Origin of the sequence: Jiella soli (genome assembly GCF_020615385.1) — a bacterium.
Taxonomy (GTDB): domain Bacteria; phylum Pseudomonadota; class Alphaproteobacteria; order Rhizobiales; family Rhizobiaceae; genus VKMB-3413.
The window spans coordinates 27676-45176 of sequence record NZ_JAJAVB010000039.1; the positions used below are offsets into that span (position 1 = coordinate 27676).

General features: G+C 67.8%; 16 protein-coding genes. 13 read left to right on the plus strand and 3 right to left on the minus strand.

Annotated elements, in window-relative coordinates:
• Nucleotides 1-51: 51 nt before the first annotated feature.
• The 9 genes from LH400_RS22895 to LH400_RS22935 all read left to right on the plus strand — a co-directional run bounded on the left by LH400_RS22895 (nt 52) and on the right by LH400_RS22935 (nt 8481).
• Nucleotides 52-852 carry an ABC transporter substrate-binding protein gene (locus LH400_RS22895; RefSeq protein ID WP_229155787.1) on the plus strand — a complete coding sequence of 267 codons (801 nt, stop codon included), beginning with the start codon at nt 52-54 and terminating at the stop codon, nt 850-852.
• A 117-nt stretch (nt 853-969) separates the two neighbouring features.
• Nucleotides 970-1638 (plus strand): amino acid ABC transporter permease, encoded by a 669-nt coding sequence (locus LH400_RS22900; protein WP_229155788.1) that lies wholly within the window; start codon nt 970-972, stop codon nt 1636-1638.
• A 165-nt stretch (nt 1639-1803) separates the two neighbouring features.
• Nucleotides 1804-2568, plus strand: a complete 765-nt coding sequence (locus LH400_RS22905; protein ID WP_229155789.1) for an SDR family NAD(P)-dependent oxidoreductase — start codon at nt 1804-1806, stop codon at nt 2566-2568.
• A complete protein-coding gene (locus LH400_RS22910; RefSeq protein WP_229155790.1) occupies nt 2565-3110 on the plus strand; it encodes a MarR family winged helix-turn-helix transcriptional regulator in 546 nt (181 codons plus the stop codon). Before LH400_RS22905 ends, LH400_RS22910 begins: the two co-directional genes overlap by 4 nt.
• Complete coding sequence (locus tag LH400_RS22915) at nt 3107-3940, plus strand: enoyl-CoA hydratase family protein (RefSeq protein ID WP_229155791.1); 834 nt, start codon at nt 3107-3109, stop codon at nt 3938-3940. The genes LH400_RS22910 and LH400_RS22915 overlap by 4 nt, the downstream gene beginning before the upstream one ends.
• Before the next feature lie 4 nt (nt 3941-3944).
• Nucleotides 3945-5099 (plus strand): acyl-CoA dehydrogenase family protein, encoded by a 1155-nt coding sequence (locus LH400_RS22920; RefSeq protein WP_229155792.1) that lies wholly within the window; start codon nt 3945-3947, stop codon nt 5097-5099.
• 11 nt (nt 5100-5110) lie between these two features.
• Entirely contained in the window at nt 5111-6757 is a 1647-nt protein-coding gene (locus tag LH400_RS22925) for a benzoate-CoA ligase family protein (protein WP_229155793.1), read from the plus strand.
• A gap of 47 nt (nt 6758-6804) precedes the next feature.
• Nucleotides 6805-7209: a RidA family protein gene (locus tag LH400_RS22930; protein WP_229155962.1), complete on the plus strand. Its 405-nt coding sequence runs from the start codon at nt 6805-6807 to the stop codon at nt 7207-7209.
• A gap of 51 nt (nt 7210-7260) precedes the next feature.
• Nucleotides 7261-8481, plus strand: coding sequence for an acyl-CoA dehydrogenase (locus LH400_RS22935; protein ID WP_229155794.1), 1221 nt, complete (start codon nt 7261-7263; stop codon nt 8479-8481).
• A 149-nt stretch (nt 8482-8630) separates the two neighbouring features.
• Here the strand turns inward: LH400_RS22935 and kynU are convergent, their stop codons facing one another.
• Genes kynU through LH400_RS22950 form a run of 3 tightly spaced genes read right to left on the minus strand, consistent with a single transcriptional unit; the run spans nt 8631 to nt 12305 of the window.
• Complete coding sequence (gene kynU, locus LH400_RS22940) at nt 8631-9896, minus strand: kynureninase (protein ID WP_229155795.1); 1266 nt, start codon at nt 9894-9896, stop codon at nt 8631-8633.
• A 44-nt stretch (nt 9897-9940) separates the two neighbouring features.
• Nucleotides 9941-11503, minus strand: coding sequence for a 3-hydroxyacyl-CoA dehydrogenase (locus LH400_RS22945; protein ID WP_229155796.1), 1563 nt, complete (start codon nt 11501-11503; stop codon nt 9941-9943).
• A gap of 31 nt (nt 11504-11534) precedes the next feature.
• Nucleotides 11535-12305 (minus strand): enoyl-CoA hydratase-related protein, encoded by a 771-nt coding sequence (locus LH400_RS22950; RefSeq protein WP_229155797.1) that lies wholly within the window; start codon nt 12303-12305, stop codon nt 11535-11537.
• 452 nt (nt 12306-12757) lie between these two features.
• Here LH400_RS22950 and LH400_RS22955 point away from each other — a divergent pair, with 452 nt between their 5' ends.
• The 4 genes from LH400_RS22955 to LH400_RS22970 are packed head-to-tail and all read left to right on the plus strand — an operon-like array spanning nt 12758 to nt 17485.
• Complete coding sequence (locus tag LH400_RS22955) at nt 12758-13912, plus strand: ABC transporter substrate-binding protein (RefSeq protein WP_229155798.1); 1155 nt, start codon at nt 12758-12760, stop codon at nt 13910-13912.
• 41 nt (nt 13913-13953) lie between these two features.
• Nucleotides 13954-14997, plus strand: a complete 1044-nt coding sequence (locus tag LH400_RS22960) for a branched-chain amino acid ABC transporter permease (protein WP_229155799.1) — start codon at nt 13954-13956, stop codon at nt 14995-14997.
• On the plus strand, nt 14994-16763 hold the full coding sequence (locus LH400_RS22965; protein WP_229155800.1) for a branched-chain amino acid ABC transporter ATP-binding protein/permease: 1770 nt from the start codon (nt 14994-14996) through the stop codon (nt 16761-16763). The genes LH400_RS22960 and LH400_RS22965 overlap by 4 nt, the downstream gene beginning before the upstream one ends.
• The gene (locus LH400_RS22970; protein WP_229155963.1) at nt 16760-17485 is read left to right on the plus strand and encodes an ABC transporter ATP-binding protein; all 726 of its coding nucleotides are present in this window, start codon (nt 16760-16762) and stop codon (nt 17483-17485) included. The genes LH400_RS22965 and LH400_RS22970 overlap by 4 nt, the downstream gene beginning before the upstream one ends.
• The last annotated feature ends 16 nt before the right edge of the window (nt 17486-17501 follow it).

Below are 17501 nucleotides of genomic sequence, written 5' to 3' on the forward strand. Positions count from 1 at the left end.
CTCCGGTCGGCCGGCGTCTCGGTCAGTTGCGATAGGGGAAGAGAAAACCAGATGAGAACGATGAAGACGGTCCTTGTGGCGATCGGCTTTACTCTGGCCGGCCTTGCCGGGACACCCGGAGCGGCCATGGCGGACACGCTGACGGTCGGCGCCTATCCGGCGAACCCGCCCTGGGAGATGAAGAAGGAAGACGGTTCCTTCGAAGGCTTCGAGGTCGACCTTATCAACGAGATCGGCAAGCGGCTCGGCGCCGACGTGGATCTCCAGGATCTCGGGTTCCAGGCGCTCTTCGCCGCAACCGCCTCGCAGCGCATCGACATGGCGATCTCGACCATCTCGATCACCAATGACCGGCTGAAGAACCAGGATTTCACGCAGGGCTATTACGATTCCGATCTCGCTCTGGTCACCCAGGTCGGTTCGGACGTGAAGTCGGTCGACGACTTGAAAGGCAAGACCGTCGGCGCGCTCTCCACCTCGACCGGCGAGACCTGGATCAAGGAGAACCAGGAGAAATACGGCTTCGGCGATTACAAGGGCTACGACACCTTCCAGAACCTTCTGCTCGACGTCCAGAACGGGCGCGTCGCCGGCGGCGTCAGCGATATCGGCGGGTTCCAATACGCCATGAAGCAGCTGCCGCAGCTCCAGATCGCCCAGCGCATTCAGACGGGCGACCGCTTCGCGATCATGATGCCGAAGGGCTCGCCGCTCCTGGAAAAGGTCAACGACGCAATCAGCGCCATCAAGCAGGACGGCACGATGGCCAAGCTGCACGAGAAATGGCTCGGCGTCGCGCCGGACAAGGGCACCTCGACCGTCGACGTCCTGCCGATCCCGAAGGCCGAATAAGCCGGAAGAGCCCTCGGCTCTACCCCGCGCAAGCGCGGGCGCGGCAGCGTTGCCGCGCTCGTATCCGCCCGAACACGCCTTCCGCCGCCGCGGCCCGGCGCGATCTCCGGAGCATCCATGGGATTCCTCGATACCTTCTTCAACACCGACGTCATGCTCCGGGTCTTCCCGATGCTGATCGCGGGGCTGAAGAACACCCTGCTCCTGGCCGTGACGACCCTCATCATCGGCTCGATCGGCGGGATCATCCTGTGCATTCTGAGGCTCTACGCGCCGAAGCCGCTCGCCTACGGCGCCGTTGCCATCATCGACATCTTCCGAGCGCTGCCGATCCTCGTCGTGCTCGTCCTCGTCTACTACGCCCTGCCCTTCATGGGCGTCCGCCTGTCGTCCTTCACCTCCGCGGTCTTTGCGCTGGCGCTGGTCCTGTCCGCCTTCACCGCCGAGGTGTTCCGCGCCGGCATCCAGGCGATCCCGGCGGGCCAGACCGAGGCCGCGCGCTCGCTCGGCATGCACTTCCCGGCGGTCCTGTGGAAGGTCATCCTGCCGCAGGCCCTGCGGATCGCGACACCGCCGCACACCTCCAACTGCGTCGCCATCGCCAAGGACACCTCGCTCGCTTCGGTGGTCGCCATGCCGGATCTCCTCAAGCAGGCGACCGACGCCCAGGCTCTGACTGCCAACCCCTCGCCGCTGATCGCCGCGGCGCTGATGTACCTCATCATCCTCTGGCCGGCGGTGCGCATGGTCTCGCTTCTGGAGAAGCGCTTCACACACGCCCGCTGAGGGCTCTCCCGAGAGGCTTCCCGGCATGATCGGCCGCGCCTTGCTGGCCGTAAGCGGCTGGGCGCTCGCCGATTTCGGCTTGCATTTGTGGTTGTGCAAGGTGACAGGTTGCCGAGCCGCGGCAAAATAGTTTAAGATTAAAAGAACTTCCATCGGACAGCGCCTTTGCCTTCGACATCCGCCCCTCGCCACATCCTCGTAACCGGTTCGTCCCGCGGCATCGGCCAGGCGATCGCGGCTGCCTTCGTCGCGGCCGGCGAACGCGTCACGGTGCACGGCCGGAGCGAGGAAAGCGCGAGCCGCGCGATGGCCGAGCTCGGCGCGGCGGGCGCGATCGGCGTCGACGTCGCCGACGCTGTGGCGCTCGAGGCTGCAATCGCCGCCGCAGCCGAGCGGAACGGACCGGTCGAAGTCCTCGTCAACAATGCCGGGGGCGTGGAGACCGCGCCGCTCGCGCGGCTCGACGTCGATGCGCTGCGCCGCATGATGGCGCTCAATGTCGAGCCGGTCCTGACCGCGATCCGGGCCGTCGTTCCGGCCATGAAGGAAAACGGCGGCGGCCGGATCGTCACGATCGCTTCGACCGCGGGCCTCAAGGGCTACGCCTATGTCGGCGCCTATACGGCCGCCAAGCATGCGGTGGTCGGCCTGACGAAGTCTTTCGCGCTGGAACTCGCGAGCGCCGGAATCACGGTCAATGCCGTCTGCCCCGGCTATACCGACACGGCATTGATGGCCGAGTCGCTCGACCGGCTGGAAGCCAAGACCGGCCGCACGCGCGAGGCGCTCCTGAAGGACTTCACCAAGGTCAACCCGCTCGGCCGGCTGATCCGGCCCGAAGAGGTGGCCGATTGTGCCGTCTGGCTCGCCGGGCCGCTGGCCGGCGCGATCACGGGCCAAGCGATCGCAGTTGCGGGAGGCGAGATTTGAATTCGACGCGCGCGGCTTCCCTCAAGCATATCGACGCCGAGTCCAAGGTCGGCGAGAGCCCGCAGCATCACCGCGCCGAGCTACGCCTCTGGCTGCGGCTCCTCACCGTCGCCAACCTCATCGAGGCCGAGATCCGCAAGCGCCTGCGCGAGACCTTCGGCACGACGCTGCCGCGCTTCGATCTGATGGCCCAGCTGGAGCGGGCGCCCGACGGCATCCTGCTCGGCGAACTGTCGCGCCGCATGATGGTCTCGAACGGCAACATCACCGGCCTCGTCGAGCGTCTCGTCCAGGAGGGGCTGATCGAGCGGCAGGTATCGGAGCGAGACCGGCGGGCGGCGCTGGTGCGCCTGACGCCGCACGGTCGGACCGTATTCGCCGACATGGCACGCGCCCACAGCGACTGGGTCGCCGAACTCCTCGGCGGGCTTTCGACCGAGGAGCAGAAGACGCTCTGGCAGCAGCTCGGCGACCTGAAGCTGTCGGTCCATGCCGCGACCCACGAGGCGGCCGGCGCCGCCGGACCGGAGGAGACATCATGAAGCGCCACAACGCCATCGCCGCGCCGCTTGGCGAGTTTTCGCCGGAGCATTTCCAGCTCGCGATCGAGGGCGGCATCGCCACCGTCACGCTGAACCGGCCGCAGAAGAAGAACCCGCTCACCTTCGAGAGCTATGCCGAGCTGCGCGACACCTTCCACGCTCTGCGCTTCGACGACGCCGTCACCGCCGTGGTGATCACCGGCGCCGGCGGCAATTTCTCGTCAGGCGGCGACGTCTTCGAGATCATCGAGCCGCTGACGAAAATGGAGGCGGCCGAGCTTCACGCCTTCACGACGATGACCGGCGATCTCGTCAAGGAGATGCGCGCCTGCCCGCAGCCGATCGTGTCCGCGGTCGAAGGGATCTGCGCCGGCGCCGGCGCGATCGTCGCCATGGCGTCCGACATGCGGGTCGGCGCCTCGGGCGCGAAGGTCGCCTTCCTGTTCAACCGGGTCGGCCTTGCCGGCTGCGACATGGGCGCCTGCGCGATCCTGCCGCGCATCATCGGCCAGGGCCGCGCCTCGGAACTCCTCTATACCGGCCGCTTCATGAGCGCCGAAGAGGGCGAACGCTGGGGCTTCTTCAACCGGCTGACCGAGGCGGGCGGCGCGCTTGCCGGCGCGACGGAGTTGGCGAAGGCGCTGACGGAGGGGCCGACCTACGCCAATTCCGTCACCAAGAAGATGCTGCAGATGGAATGGGCGATGGGCGTCGAGGAGGCGATCGACGCCGAGGCGATCGCCCAGGCGCTGTGCATGAAGACCGGCGACTTCCGGCGCGCCTTCGAAGCCTTCGCGGCGAAGCAGAAACCCGTCTTCGAGGGGAACTGACGGCGTGGCGGATACGAGCTTCCTCGACTGGCCGTTCTTCGAGCCGCGCCATCGCGAGCTGGCTGCGGCGGCCGACACCTGGGCGAGCGAGCACGTGCCGGGCCTCGTCGACCATCACGACGTCGACGGAAGCTGCCGGCGGCTGGTCGCGGCGATGGGCGAGGCCGGCTTCCTCGCCCATGCGGCGCCCGAGGACGGCCGCTTCGACGTCCGCAGCCTCTGCATCCTGCGCGAGACCTTCGCGCGGCACGACGGCCTCGCCGACTTCGCCTTCGCCATGCAGGGCCTCGGCACTGGCGCGCTGACACTCTTCGGCAGCGAGGCGCTGAAGGAGGCCGTCCTGCCCGGCGTCCGCAACGGCAGGACGATCGCCGCCTTCGCGCTGACCGAACCCGAGGCCGGCTCCGACGTCGCCGAGATCGCGCTCGCCGCGACGCCCGCCGGCAACGACATGGTCCGGCTCGACGGCGAGAAGACCTGGATCTCCAATGGCGGCATCGCCGGCCATTACGTCGTCTTCGCCCGCACCGGCGAGGCACCGGGCGCCCGCGGCCTCTCCGCCTTCTCCGTCCCCGCCGACACGCCGGGCCTCACCATCGCCGAGCGGCTGGAGACGATCGCGCCGCATCCCCTCGCCCGGCTGAAGTTCGAGGACTGCCGCATCCCGGCGTCGAACCGCATCGGCGAGGCCGGCGCCGGCTTCAAGATCGCCATGGCGACGCTCGACGTCTTCCGCTCGACCGTCGGCGCTGCCGCTCTCGGCTTCGCGCGCCGGGCGCTCGATGTGACGGTCGATCGCACCCGTTCGCGAAAACTCTTCGGCGCACCCCTGGCGGACATGCAGCTGACGCAGACGGCGCTCGCCGAGATGGCGACGGCGATCGATACCTCCGCCCTCCTCGTCTATCGCGCCGCCTGGACCAGGGACGCCGGCGCTCCCCGCATCACCCGCGAGGCGGCGATGGCCAAGATGGTCGCGACCGAGAGCGCGCAAGGCGTCATCGACCGCGCCGTGCAGCTCCATGGCGGCGAAGGCGTGCGCTCCGGCTCGGTGCCGGAGACGCTGTACCGGGAGATCCGCGCGCTCAGGATCTACGAAGGCGCGACCGAGGTGCAGAAGCTGATCATAGCCCGCCAACTCCTGTCGCAGCCGGCCTGAGGAGCCTCGCCATGTCCGGGACCTGCCATATCGACACCTTCGTCCTCGACAACATGCCGCCGGCCGAGCTGATGCCGGACTTCATCAATCTCGACCGCCTCGGCTACCCGGAGCGTCTGAACGCGGCGGCCGAGCTGGTCGACCGGAACGTGGCGGAAGGACGGGGCGACCGGCCGGCGCTCGTCGCCCCCGGCGGGGTCCGCTGGACCTATGCCGACCTTGCCCGCACCATCGATAAGATGGCGAACGCGCTGACCGGCAAGCTCGGCCTCGTCCCCGGCAACCGCATTCTCCTGCGCTCGGCGAACAATCCGACCAAGGTCGCACTCTACATGGCGATCATCAAGGCGGGCGGCATCGTCGTCGCGACCATGCCGCTGCTGAGGTCGCGTGAGCTGGTCCAGGTGCTCGACAAGGCCAAGATCGGCCTCGCCCTCTGCGACGCGACCCTTGCCGAGGAGATGGAGAAGGCGGCGGGCGCTGCGGCGGAGCGGCCCCGCATCGTCACCTGGTCCGGCACGGCCGGCGGTGAGCTCGGCGCACTTCTCGAAGGGTCGGCCGAGACTTTCGACGCCGCGCCGTCGCGGGGAGACGATCCCTGTCTTCTCGGCTTCACCTCGGGCACGACCGGCCTTCCCAAGGCGACGATCCACACCCATCGCGACCTTCTCGTCATCTGCGACTGCTATTCCCGCGAGGTGCTCAGGCCGAACGAGGACGACATCTTCATCGGCTCGCCGCCGCTCGCCTTCACCTTCGGTCTCGGCGGCCTCGTCCTCTTCCCCTTCCGGGTCGGTGCCTCCGCCGTTCTCCTGGAGAAGGCCGGTCCGCCGGACCTTGCCAAGGCGATCGGCGAGTACAAGGCGACGATCTCCTTCACCGCCCCCACGGCCTACCGTGCGATCCTCGCCAAGGCGGACGAATACGACCTGTCCTCGCTGCGCAAATGCGTCTCGGCCGGCGAGACGCTGCCGAAGCCGACCTTCGATGCCTGGTATGAGAAGACGGGCATCCGGCTGATGGACGGGATCGGCGCGACGGAGATGCTGCACATCTTCATCGCCGCCCGCGAGGACGAGATCCGCCCCGGCTCCACCGGCAAGCCGGTGCCGGGCTACGAGGCGAAGGTGATCGACGGCGAAGGCAACGAGTTGCCGCGCGGCACGCCTGGACGGCTGGCGGTGCGCGGGCCGATCGGCTGCCGCTATCTCGCCGACGAGCGCCAGGCAGTCTATGTCGAGAAGGGCTGGAACGTCACCGGCGACACCTATGTCGAGGACGAGGACGGCTATTTCTGGTTCCAGGCGCGCAACGACGACATGATCGTCTCGGCCGGCTACAACATCGCCGGGCCCGAGGTCGAGGCGGCGCTGCTCGCCCACCCCGACGTCATGGAAGCCGGTGTCGTCGGCGCGCCGGATCCCGACCGCGGCCGGATCGTCAAGGCCTATGTCGTGCTTGCCGAGGGGCATGAAGCGTCCCCGGCGCTCGCCGAAGCCCTGCAGGAGCATGTCAAGCAGGAGCTCGCGCCATATAAGTACCCCCGGTCGATCGTCTTCGTCGATGCTTTGCCGAAGACCGGATCGGGCAAGCTGCAACGCTTCGCACTGCGCCAGAAGGCGCAGGAAGAAGCGGCGAAAAAGGGAGAAAACGCGTGAACCTTTCTCGGCCGGTCGTCGGCGAGGACGCAGCGTCCGACGGACGCATGGAAGATGATGGTCTGACCGTGCTGCAGCCCGCCGGCTGGAAAAAGCCGAAGGGCTATGCCAACGGCATGATGGGACGCGGCCGGATCGTTCTGACCGGTGGACTGATCGGCTGGGACGAGACCGAAACGCTCGCGGACGGGTTCGTCCCGCAGGTCGAACAGACGTTGAAGAACGTCGTTGCGATCGTCGCGGAGGCCGGCGGCGGGCCGGAGCACATCGCGCGGCTCACCTGGTACGTGAAGAGCATCGCGACCTATCGCGCCTCGCTGGCCGAGCTCGGCGGGGTCTATCGCGAGGTGATCGGCCGCCACTACCCGGCGATGGCGCTGGTCGAGGTCGCCGACCTCGTCGAACCGCAGGCGCTGGTCGAGATCGAAGCGACGGCCATTGTGCCGGACTGAGGCTGCGTCTGCGGGCAAGCCATAAGAGAACAAGACGAGAGGACCGACGCCATGTCCACCGCCCCCGCGCAGACTCCCGCGCAGGCCGCCCCGACGGCCGAATTCGACTGGGCCGACCCGTTCCGGCTGGAGGATCAGCTGACCGAGGACGAGCGGCTGATCTTCGAGACCGCCCGCTCCTTCGCCGAGGAGAAGCTGCGGCCGCGAGTGATCGCCGCCTATCAGAACGAGACGACCGACCGCTCCATCTTCAACGAGATGGGCGAGCTCGGCCTGCTCGGCATCACCGTTCCCGAGGACTACGGCTGCGCCGGCGCGTCCTACGTCTCCTACGGGCTCGTCGCCCGTGCGGTCGAGGCGGTGGATTCGGGCTACCGCTCAATGATGAGCGTCCAGTCCTCGCTGGTGATGTACCCGATCTACGCCTATGGCGACGAAGCTCAGCGCAAGAAGTACTTGCCGAAGCTCGCGACCGGCGAATTCGTCGGCTGCTTCGGCCTGACCGAGCCCGACGCCGGCTCCGACCCCGCGGGCATGAAGACCAAGGCCGAGAAGATCGACGGCGGCTATCGCCTCTCCGGCGCCAAGATGTGGATCTCCAACTCGCCGATCGCCGACGTCTTCGTCGTCTGGGCGAAGTCGGCCGCCCATGACGGCAAGATCCGCGGCTTCATCCTGGAGAAGGGGATGAAGGGCCTTTCGGCGCCGAAGATCGAGGGCAAGCTGAGCTTGCGCGCCTCGGTGACCGGCGAGATCGTGATGGACGGGGTCGAGGTGCCGGAGGAGAACCTTTTGCCCAACGTCTCCGGCCTGCGCGGCCCCTTCGGCTGCCTCAACCGGGCCCGCTACGGGATTTCCTGGGGCGCGATGGGCGCCGCCGAGGACTGCTGGAAGCGTGCCCGCGACTACACGCTGGAGCGCATCCAGTTCGGCCGGCCGCTGGCCGCCACGCAGCTCGTGCAGAAGAAGCTCGCGGACATGCAGACCGAGATCGCGCTCGGCCTGCAGGCCTCGCTCCGGGTCGGCCGCCTCTTCGACGATGGCAAGATGGCGCCGGAGATGATCTCGCTCGTCAAGCGCAACAATTGCGGCAAGGCGCTCGACATCGCCCGGACCGCCCGCGACATGCATGGCGGCAACGGCATCATGGGCGAGTACCACGTCATGCGCCACGCCCAGAACCTCGAGACCGTCAACACCTACGAGGGCACGCACGACGTCCACGCGCTGATCCTCGGCAAGGCCCAGACGGGAATCCAGGCCTTCTTCTAACCCCGACAGGGTCCGGCCGGTCGCTGCGCTGGCGGCGCCGGTCGCCTCGCAGGCGGTTTTGACGAGCTTGGCGCCGGCACTCGCCGGCCGCCGGATGGCGCAAGCCGCCCGATACGCGGGCCTGAACGACCGCCATCGGCTTGACGGTGTCAGGTCACCGCCCGGCGGACGCCGAATTCGGGCCGCCGCCATTCGCCGGAGGCGAGCACTTCGCTGAGGATCTCTGCGGCATCGAAGGCGTCGACGAAGCGCGTATAGAGCGGTGCAAAGCCGAAGCGGAGAATGTCCGGCGCGCGGAAGTCGCCGATCACGCCGCGTGCGATCAGGGCCTGCATCACCGCGTATGCGCCCGGATGCGCGAAGGAGATCTGGCTGCCCCGCACGGACGCGTCGCGCGGGCTGACGAGGGTCACGTCGAACTCCCCGCAGAGCGCCTCGACCCGGGCGAGGAACAGTTCGCAGAGAGCCACGGACTTCTCGCGCAGCCCCGCCATATCCACCGTTTCGAAGAGGTCGAGCGCCGCGTCGAGCGCGCTCATCGACAGGACGGCCGGCGTTCCGGTCAGGAAGCGGTCGATGCCGTCCGCCGGCTGGTAGGAGCTGTCGAAACGGAACGGTGCGGCATGGCCGAACCAGCCGGACAGGGGCTGCACCGCCCGCCCCTGCAGCCGCGGCGCGACATAGAGGAAGGCCGGCGCGCCCGGGCCGCCATTGAGATATTTGTAACCGCAGCCGATCGCGAAATCCGCATCCGCGCCCGTGAGATCGAGTGGCATGGCGCCGGCGGAATGGGCGAGATCCCAGATCGCGAGCGCCCCGCAATCGTGGGCCATCCGGGTCGTCGCCGCCATGTCGTGAACCAGGCCGGTGCGATAGCTGACATGGGTCAGCATCACCGCAGCGACCGTCTCGTCGAGGACCGCGGGAATGTCCGCGGGATCGTTCACCAGCCGGAGCTCGTGGCCCTGCCCCGCCAGGGCCGCCAAGCCCTCGGCGATGTAAAGGTCGGTGGGAAAATTGCTGCGTTCGGAGACGATCACCCGGCGGGACGGATTGAGCGCGATCGCGGCGGCCAGCACCTTGAAGAGGTTGACCGAGGTCGAGTCGGCCGCCACGACGCTCGCCTCGGGCGCCCCGATCAGGCGGGCGATCTTGTCGCCGACCCGGCGCGGCAGATCGACCCAGCCGGCCGCGTTCCAGGAGCCGATCAGCCCGTCGCCCCATTCCCGCTCGACGACATCGCGGACGCGCTCGCGGACGTTGTGCGCCAGCGGCCCGAGCGAATTGCCGTCGAGATAGATCAGCCCTTCCGGCATGTGGAAGGCATCGCGCATTCCGGCGAGCGGATCGCTTCGATCGAGCGCCTCCGCTTCCTCACGGTTCGACGGGGCGCGGCCCATCCCGGTTGCGGTCATCGCTCGGTGATCCTCCTCCTGCCCTTGGCCTGTCGCACGCCCCGTCAATTCTCCGGCGTCGCCAGAGGCAGATCCAGCAAAGCGCGTCGTTTCAGCCACGGGCTGGGACGGTAGCGCGGATCGCCGTAGAAGTCGTGCATGGCTTCGAGGATGGCGAGGATGCGCCGCGGCCCGAGCGCGTCCCCCCATTCCAGCGGCCCTTTCGGATAGCCGAGGGCGAGCTTGACCCCGACATCGATATCGGCAGGCGCCGCGATGCGCTGTTGCGCGATATCGCAGCCGAGGTTGACGATGCTTGCGATGACGCGCTGGGCGAGGAACCCGGGGCTGTCGTGGATGACGGTGACCGGATGCTCGCCGGCGGCCAGCAGCGCATGGGCGAGATCACGGATCTCGGGCAGCGTCGCGACGCCGGCCATGATCGTGCGCCGGCCACCCAGCGGCAGCAGCATGTCGACTGCCACCGTGCGCTGCGGATCCAGCCCCTCTTCCAGCGCTGCCATGCTTGCGTCGAGCCCAAAGGGCGTCACCAAGCAGAGTGCCGCCGCTGAGGGACGCTCGCTGTCCTCCAAGGCAGCGCCCGCCTGCGCAAGGGCGCCCCTGAGCTCCTTCGCCTCGGCCTCGTACCGGCCCGAAACCCAGACCGGACGGTTGTTCGGGGCAACCGCGGGCGGCTCCGCCTCGGCAGGTGCGACCGGCTTGCCGTCGCCATAGCGGTAGAAGCCGGCACCGCTCTTGCGGCCGAGAAGGCCCGCGGAGCGGCGCAAGGCGCCCATATGCACCGGCCGGTATCGCGGCTCCTCGAAATACTGGTGGTAGACGGATTCGCTGACCGTCTGGACGACATCCATCCCGACGAGATCGATCAGCTGGAACGGGCCCATTCCGAAGCCGGCGGCCTCGACCATGACCCTGTCGACGTCGCCGAAGGCGCAGACGCCCTCGCCGACGATGCGCATCGCCTCCGACGTATAGGCGCGGCCGGCATGGTTGACGAGGAAGCCGGGAGAATCGCTGGCCCGCACCGGCCGGTGGCCCATGCGCTTTGCAAGCGCCTCCAGCGCCTCGACCGCAAAGGCCTCCGTGCGGGCCCCTGCCACCACCTCCACCACGCGCATCAGCGGCACCGGATTGAAGAAGTGGAACCCGGCGACCCGCTCGGGACGCCGGGCGTCGGCTCCGAGCTCGGTGACCGACAGGGAGGAGGTGTTGCTCGCCAGGATGCAGGACGGCTCGACGACCGCCTCGAGCCCGGCAAGCACCGCCCGCTTCACCTCGATGCGCTCCACGACCGCCTCGACGACGGCATCGCAGCCTCGCATCGCCTCGTATCCGCCGGGTCCCGCGATCGGGACGACGCGGATCCGGGACAGGGCCGCCGCCGCGTCGGCCTCGCTCAAACGTCCCTTCGCCCGCTTGCGATCGAGCATTCCGCCGACGAAGGTCCGGGCCTCCTCGGCCGCTTCCGGCTTGGCGTCGGCGATAAGCACGGTCAGTCCGGCTTCCGCTGCGATCTGCGCAATGCCGCGTCCCATGATGCCAGCGCCGACGATACCGAGCGTCAGCGGCTCCTTGCCATCGCCAAAGCGGGATGCGGTTTCGACCATGTTCGTCTTCCTTTCGATGCCTCGCTGTCGCTCAGCGGCCGGTGAAATCCGGCTTCCGCTTTTCCAGGAAGGCCGCCATGCCTTCCTTCTGGTCGCGCGTGTCGAACAGGAGCTGGAAGGCCTGCCGCTCCGTCAACAGCGCCGAATCCAGAGACTGGTCGGCGCCCGCCAGGACCACTTCCTTGATCTTGCGCGCCGCAAGCGGCGGCAGCTTGGCGATCGCCCGCGCAAGGTGAAGAGCCCGCTCCAACGTCTCGCGGTCCGGCACGACCTCGGACACCAGCCCCATCGCCTCGGCCTCTATCGCCGAGACCGGCTCGCCGGTGAGGAGCATCTTCATCGCCTTGAACTTGCCGACGGCGCGCACCAGCCGCTGGGTTCCGCCGGCTCCCGGCATGATGCCGACCTTGATCTCCGGCTGGCCGAAGCGAGCGCTCTCTCCGGCCACGATGATGTCGGCATGCATGGCGAGTTCGCAGCCGCCACCGAGCGCCCAGCCGTTCACCGCCGCGATCAGCGGCTTCGGAAAGGTCCGGATCGGCTCCCAGAGCTTTTCCGTGCGTCGCAGCGCAATCTGGGTCGGGGACGCCGATGCCATGGCCCGGATATCCGCTCCCGCCGCGAAGCAGTCGGGCCCGCCTGTCAGCACGACGACGTTCACGCCCTCGTCTACGGCCAGAGCCTCGAAATGGCCTGCCAGTTGCGCCCGCATCTCGGCCGACAGCGCGTTGCGGGTCTGAGGCCGGTTCATGTGGACGATGGCGACCCCGTCACCGCCCGTTTCGACCAGAGTCTCGTCCATCCCGCGGCTCCCTTAGATGCTCCCGCGCCGCGCCGGGTCCCGCAAGACTCGATCGTCGCCGCCGGCCGGCAAATCGCTTTAAGCTTGAACTTTTATCGGCCGAAGGCAAGCCGCGGAAGTGACGGCATCAGCCGCCCCCACGACAACTTCCGTCTGCCGGGCCTACGTCTGGTCGCTCAGTCTGCCCGAGCAGACGTCCCGCGTCTCCGCAGGCTTGTTGACACCTTGGAGGCAATCTCTTTAAGCTTGAAATATCGGTTCGCATCGGAGGCCCTCGACGGCCTTCCGGGACCGCAGCGTCGCGATCTTCCTGCAAGGGAAGCGTGGCGAAGCGGCATCCGCTTTCCGCATCCGGGCACCCTTGCCCGAGATCATGCGCTCCCGCCCGGCGGCGGGACGCCCGACATTCTCGCCTGCCCTTCAGACATCGCAACGCTTTCCCGGAGGACACTGTGAAGAGACTGCTCCTGACCCTCACTGCCCTGACCGGCCTCACCCTCGCGGCGACGGCGGCCCGAGCCGACATCAAGGTCGGATTCGTGACCTCCCTCAGCGGTCCCGGTGCCTCGATCGGCACCCTCTACGACAGAGGCATGAAGGCGGCCTTCGCCTATCAGAGCGAGATCGACGGCCAGAAGATCGAGCTGATCGAGCTCGACGACGGGTCCGATCCGACGGCGGCGACGCAGAACGCGCGCAAGCTGATCCAGCAGGATCATGTCGACATCCTGATCGGCACGGCGACGGCGCCTTCGACCAACGCCATGATGGCCGTCGCGAACGAGCTGCACGTGCCGTTCATCGCGATCTCGCCGGTCAACATCAAGGTGCCGGAGAACGGTCATCTGTGGGGCGTCGCGATGCCCCAGACGCCTTCGCTGATGGTCAAGGTCATCGCCGACCGGATGAAGAAGGAAGGCATCGACACCGCCGGCTATATCGGCTTCTCCGACGCCTGGGGCGACCTCGTCTACAACGGTGCCAAGGCGGCGGAGGCCGAAGGCGACGCGAAGATCACCACCAACGAGCGCTATTCCCGCACCGATTCCTCGGTGACGGCGCAGGCGCTGAAGGTCATGGCGACCAAGCCCGACGGCGTCCTGATCGGCGGCTCGGCGACGCAGGCGGCGCTGCCGATCCTCGCCCTGAAGAAGCTCGGCTACAAGGGTCCGTTCTACGGCACGCCGGCAATGCTCAATGCCGACTTCGTGCGCGTCGGCGGCAAGCAGGTCGAGGGCGTCAAGGTCTCGGCCGGCCCGGTGATCGTGACCAGCCAGCTGCCGGACGACCACTTCTCCAAGGAGATCGGGACGAAGTTCCACGAGGTCTTCCAGAAGGTGAACGGCGGCGATGCCGACGACGGCTTCTCCGGCTATTCCTTCGACGGCTGGCTGCTCTTCCTCAGCGCGGCCGAAAAGGCGCTGAAGACCGCCGAGCCCGGCACCGAAGAGTTCCGCAAGGCGCTGATGGACGGGATCTACGCCACCAAGGATCTGAAGGGCGTGCACTCGGTCTACAATTTCAGCCCCGACTCCGCCTATGGCGTCGATGCGCGAAGCCTTGTCGTCGTCCAGCTGCAGGACGGCAAATGGGTCTACCAGCCCTGATCCACCGCCTCCTGCTGACCCGCGCAACGGCCTGACATGCGATGAACTCTCAAATTGCCGCCTTTCTGACGATCGACGGGGTGGCGACCGGCGCGATCTACGTCCTGATCGCGCTCGGCATCGTGCTGATCTTCGCGGTCACGCGGGTCATCTTCGTACCCTTCGGCGACATCGCCGCCTTCGCGGCGCTGACGCTGGCGGGACTGGAGACCGGCCAGCTGCCGGGAACCGTCGGCCTCGTCGCGGTGCTGGCGGTGCTGGCAACCCTGGTCGAAAGTGTCAGTCTCCTCAGGGCGGGCCGGGGGGCGCAGATCCCCCGGGCCCTCCTCTTCTACCTGGTCCTGCCGATGATCCCGGCAGCCGCGGTCTTCCTGACTGCCGGCATGGTCCTGCCGATTGCCCTACGCATCGTCCTGGCGCTGGCGCTGATCCTGCCGATCGCGCCGCTTCTCGACCGGCTGATCTTCCGGCCGATCGCCGACGCCACGGTGCTCCTCCTCCTCACCGTCTCGGTGGCGCTGCATTTCGCCCTTGTCGGGCTCGGCCTTCTGTTCTTCGGGCCGGAGGGCGTGCGCACCGAGGCGCTGACCGACTACACGCTGATCCTCGGCGAGATCCCGATCGCGGGCCAGTCGATCCTGATCGTCGCGGCGGCCATCCTGTTCAGCGGCCTCTTGTTCCTGTTCTTCGAGTTCACCCTGGCCGGCAAATCGCTGCACGCGACGGCCGTGAACCGCACCGGCGCGCGGCTGATGGGCATCCGGCCCGAACGCACGGGCACCATCGCCTATCTCCTAGGCTCGCTTCTTGCCGGCGTCTCCGGCATCCTGATCTCGCCGGTCAACACGATCTTCTACGATTCCGGTTTCCTGCTCGGGCTCAAGGCCTTCGTCGGCGCGATCATCGGCGGCCTCGTCAGCTTCCCCGTCACCGCGATCGGATCGCTGTTCGTCGGCATTCTGGAGAGCTTCGCCGCCTTCCAGAGCTCGTCCTTCAAGGAGGTGATCGTCTTCTCGATCCTGATCCCGGTCCTTCTGTGGCGCTCCTATACCGTCGCCCATTCCGAAGAGGACATCGACGAATGAGCGCGCAAACCGCGCGGATCGCGACGGTCCTGGCCATCCTGCTCGTGGCCACCGCGCCTTACTACCTCGCGCCCTTCACCATCACGCTGTTCGACTACATCGGCATCTATTCGCTGGTGGCGCTCGGGCTCGTGCTCCTGACCGGCGTCGCCGGGATGGTCTCCTTCGGCCAGGCCGCCTTCATGGGCGTCGCGGCCTATGCCACGGCATCGGCCACGGCGCTGATGGGCGTTTCGCCCTGGCTCGGCCTCCTCTTCGCGCTGGTGCTGACCGGCCTCGTCGCCGCGATCCTCGGCGCCGTCACGCTCCGGCTGCACGGGCATTTCCTGTCGCTCTCGACGATCGCCTGGGGGCTGGCGATCTACTTCACCTTCGGCAACTTTCCCGGCCTCGGCGGCTTCAACGGCATTCCCGGCGTGCCGCCCATTTCGATCGGCTCGCATGCGCTTCTGGCGAGCGACGAGATCTATTATCTGATCTGGGCGATCCTGATCGTCGCGATGCTCCTCTCCCACAACCTCCTCAACTCGCGGGTCGGTCGGGCGATGCGGGCGCTGCGCGGCGGCAAGGCGATGGTGGAATCGCTCGGCGTCGACGCCTTCCGCATCAAGCTCGTCACCTTCGTCGTCGCGGCGCTGCTCGCGGCACTTGCCGGCTGGCTCTACGCCCATATGAGCCGCTTCGTCAGCCCGACGCCCTTCGACGCTACGAAGGGCATCGAGTTCCTGATGATGGCGATGGTCGGCGGCTCCGGCTATCTCCTCGGCGCCGTCGTCGGCGCCGCGCTGATCACGCTCCTGAAGAACGCCGTGCAGGACTATTTGCCGCTGATCGCGCCAACGTCGGCCGGGCAGATGGAGATCGTCGTCTTCTCGCTCCTGTTCATCCTGTTCCTGCAATATGCGCGCGAGGGCATCGTGCCCTTCGTCGCGCACCGCCTGCCGGAGCGCCGGCGCAAGCCGCCGGAGCCGGCCGAGCCGCTGCCCCGCCGGACCCAGCCGCCGGCCGGTGAGACGCTGCTGAAGGCAGAAGGCTGCGTGCGCCGCTTCGGCGGGCTGGTCGCGGTCAACGACGTCAGCTTCGAGCTCAAATCCGGCGAGATCCTCGGCCTGATCGGCCCGAACGGTGCCGGCAAGAGCACGATGTTCAATCTCCTGACCGGCGCCCTGCCTGCCACGGCCGGCAGGATCACCTTCGCGGAAAAGGACATCACCCGCGCCGCGCAGCGCACGATCGCGAAAGCCGGCATCGCCCGCACCTTCCAGCATGTGAAGCTGAGGCCGAAGATGTCGCTTCTCGACAACGTCCTTCTCGGCACCTACACCCGCACCCGGGCCGGCTTCCTCGCCGGTGCGCTGACGCTCGACCGGGAAGAGGAGCGACGGGCACGCGCCGAGGCGCAGCGTCAGCTCGAGCGCGTCGGGCTCGGCGACAAGCCCTACGAGCTGGCCGGCAATTTGCCCCTCGGCAACCAGCGCATCCTCGAGATCGCCCGCGCGCTCGCCGCCGACCCTGTCCTGCTCGTCCTCGACGAGCCGGCGGCGGGACTGAGACGACCCGAGAAACTGGCGCTCGCCACCCTGCTTCGATCGCTGCGCGAGGAAGGCCTCACCATCCTGATCGTCGAGCACGACATGGAATTCGTCATGGGCCTCGTCGACCGGATCGTCGTCATGGAATTCGGCGCCAAGCTGACCGAAGGCGTGCCGGCCGTGGTGCGGGCCGATCCGCGCGTGCAGGAAGCCTATCTCGGGGGAGTTGCCTGATGGCTCTCCTGTCGCTCCAAAACGTGTCCGTCTCATACGGCAAAGCCGAAGCGGTGCGCGGGGTCTCGCTGTCGGTGGAGAAGGGCGAGATCGTCACCGTCATCGGACCGAACGGCGCCGGCAAGACCAGCCTGCTCACCGCCGCGATTGGCCTGTTGCGGCCGTCCGGCACGATCCACTTCGACGGCGCCGACGTCACGCGGCTGGAGACCGAGGGCCGGGTCGAAATGGGCCTCTGTCTCGTGCCGGAAAAGCGCGAGCTCTTCGCCGACATGTCCGTTCACGACAATCTTCTGCTCGGCGCCTTCGCGCGCCGCGGCGATGGGGCGGCGATCAAGCGGGACATGGGCGAGATCTTCGAACGCTTTCCGCGGCTTGCCGAGCGACGTTCGCAGATGGCTGGAACGTTGTCCGGCGGTGAGCGGCAGATGCTGGCGCTCGGCCGGGCGCTGATGGCCAAGCCGAAGCTCCTGATGCTGGACGAGCCGAGCCTCGGGCTCGCGCCGCTGATCATCCGCGAGATCTTCCTGATCATCGCCTCGCTGCGAGACCTCGGCGTGTCGATCCTCCTGGTGGAACAGAACGCCAAGGCGGCGTTGGAGACCGCCGATTTCGGCCATGTCATGGAGACCGGCGAGATCAATCACTCCGGCCCGGCGAAGGAGCTGATCCACGATCCGCGGCTGATCTCCACCTATCTCGGCGGCAGCGAGGGCGAATAGCGCCGCTGCGGCGGAC

Excerpts from the sequence above, each read along its gene's own strand:
- LH400_RS22895 (WP_229155787.1), top strand. The coding sequence starts at position 52 with ATGAGAACGATGAAGACGGTCCTTGTGGCGATCGGCTTTACTCTGGCC.
- LH400_RS22900 (WP_229155788.1), top strand. The coding sequence starts at position 970 with ATGGGATTCCTCGATACCTTCTTCAACACCGACGTCATGCTCCGGGTC.
- LH400_RS22915 (WP_229155791.1), top strand. The coding sequence starts at position 3,107 with ATGAAGCGCCACAACGCCATCGCCGCGCCGCTTGGCGAGTTTTCGCCG.
- LH400_RS22925 (WP_229155793.1), top strand. The coding sequence starts at position 5,111 with ATGTCCGGGACCTGCCATATCGACACCTTCGTCCTCGACAACATGCCG.
- LH400_RS22930 (WP_229155962.1), top strand. The coding sequence starts at position 6,805 with ATGGAAGATGATGGTCTGACCGTGCTGCAGCCCGCCGGCTGGAAAAAG.
- LH400_RS22935 (WP_229155794.1), top strand. The coding sequence starts at position 7,261 with ATGTCCACCGCCCCCGCGCAGACTCCCGCGCAGGCCGCCCCGACGGCC.
- kynU (WP_229155795.1), bottom strand. The coding sequence starts at position 9,896 with ATGACCGCAACCGGGATGGGCCGCGCCCCGTCGAACCGTGAGGAAGCG.
- LH400_RS22945 (WP_229155796.1), bottom strand. The coding sequence starts at position 11,503 with ATGGTCGAAACCGCATCCCGCTTTGGCGATGGCAAGGAGCCGCTGACG.
- LH400_RS22950 (WP_229155797.1), bottom strand. The coding sequence starts at position 12,305 with ATGGACGAGACTCTGGTCGAAACGGGCGGTGACGGGGTCGCCATCGTC.
- LH400_RS22960 (WP_229155799.1), top strand. The coding sequence starts at position 13,954 with ATGAACTCTCAAATTGCCGCCTTTCTGACGATCGACGGGGTGGCGACC.
- LH400_RS22965 (WP_229155800.1), top strand. The coding sequence starts at position 14,994 with ATGAGCGCGCAAACCGCGCGGATCGCGACGGTCCTGGCCATCCTGCTC.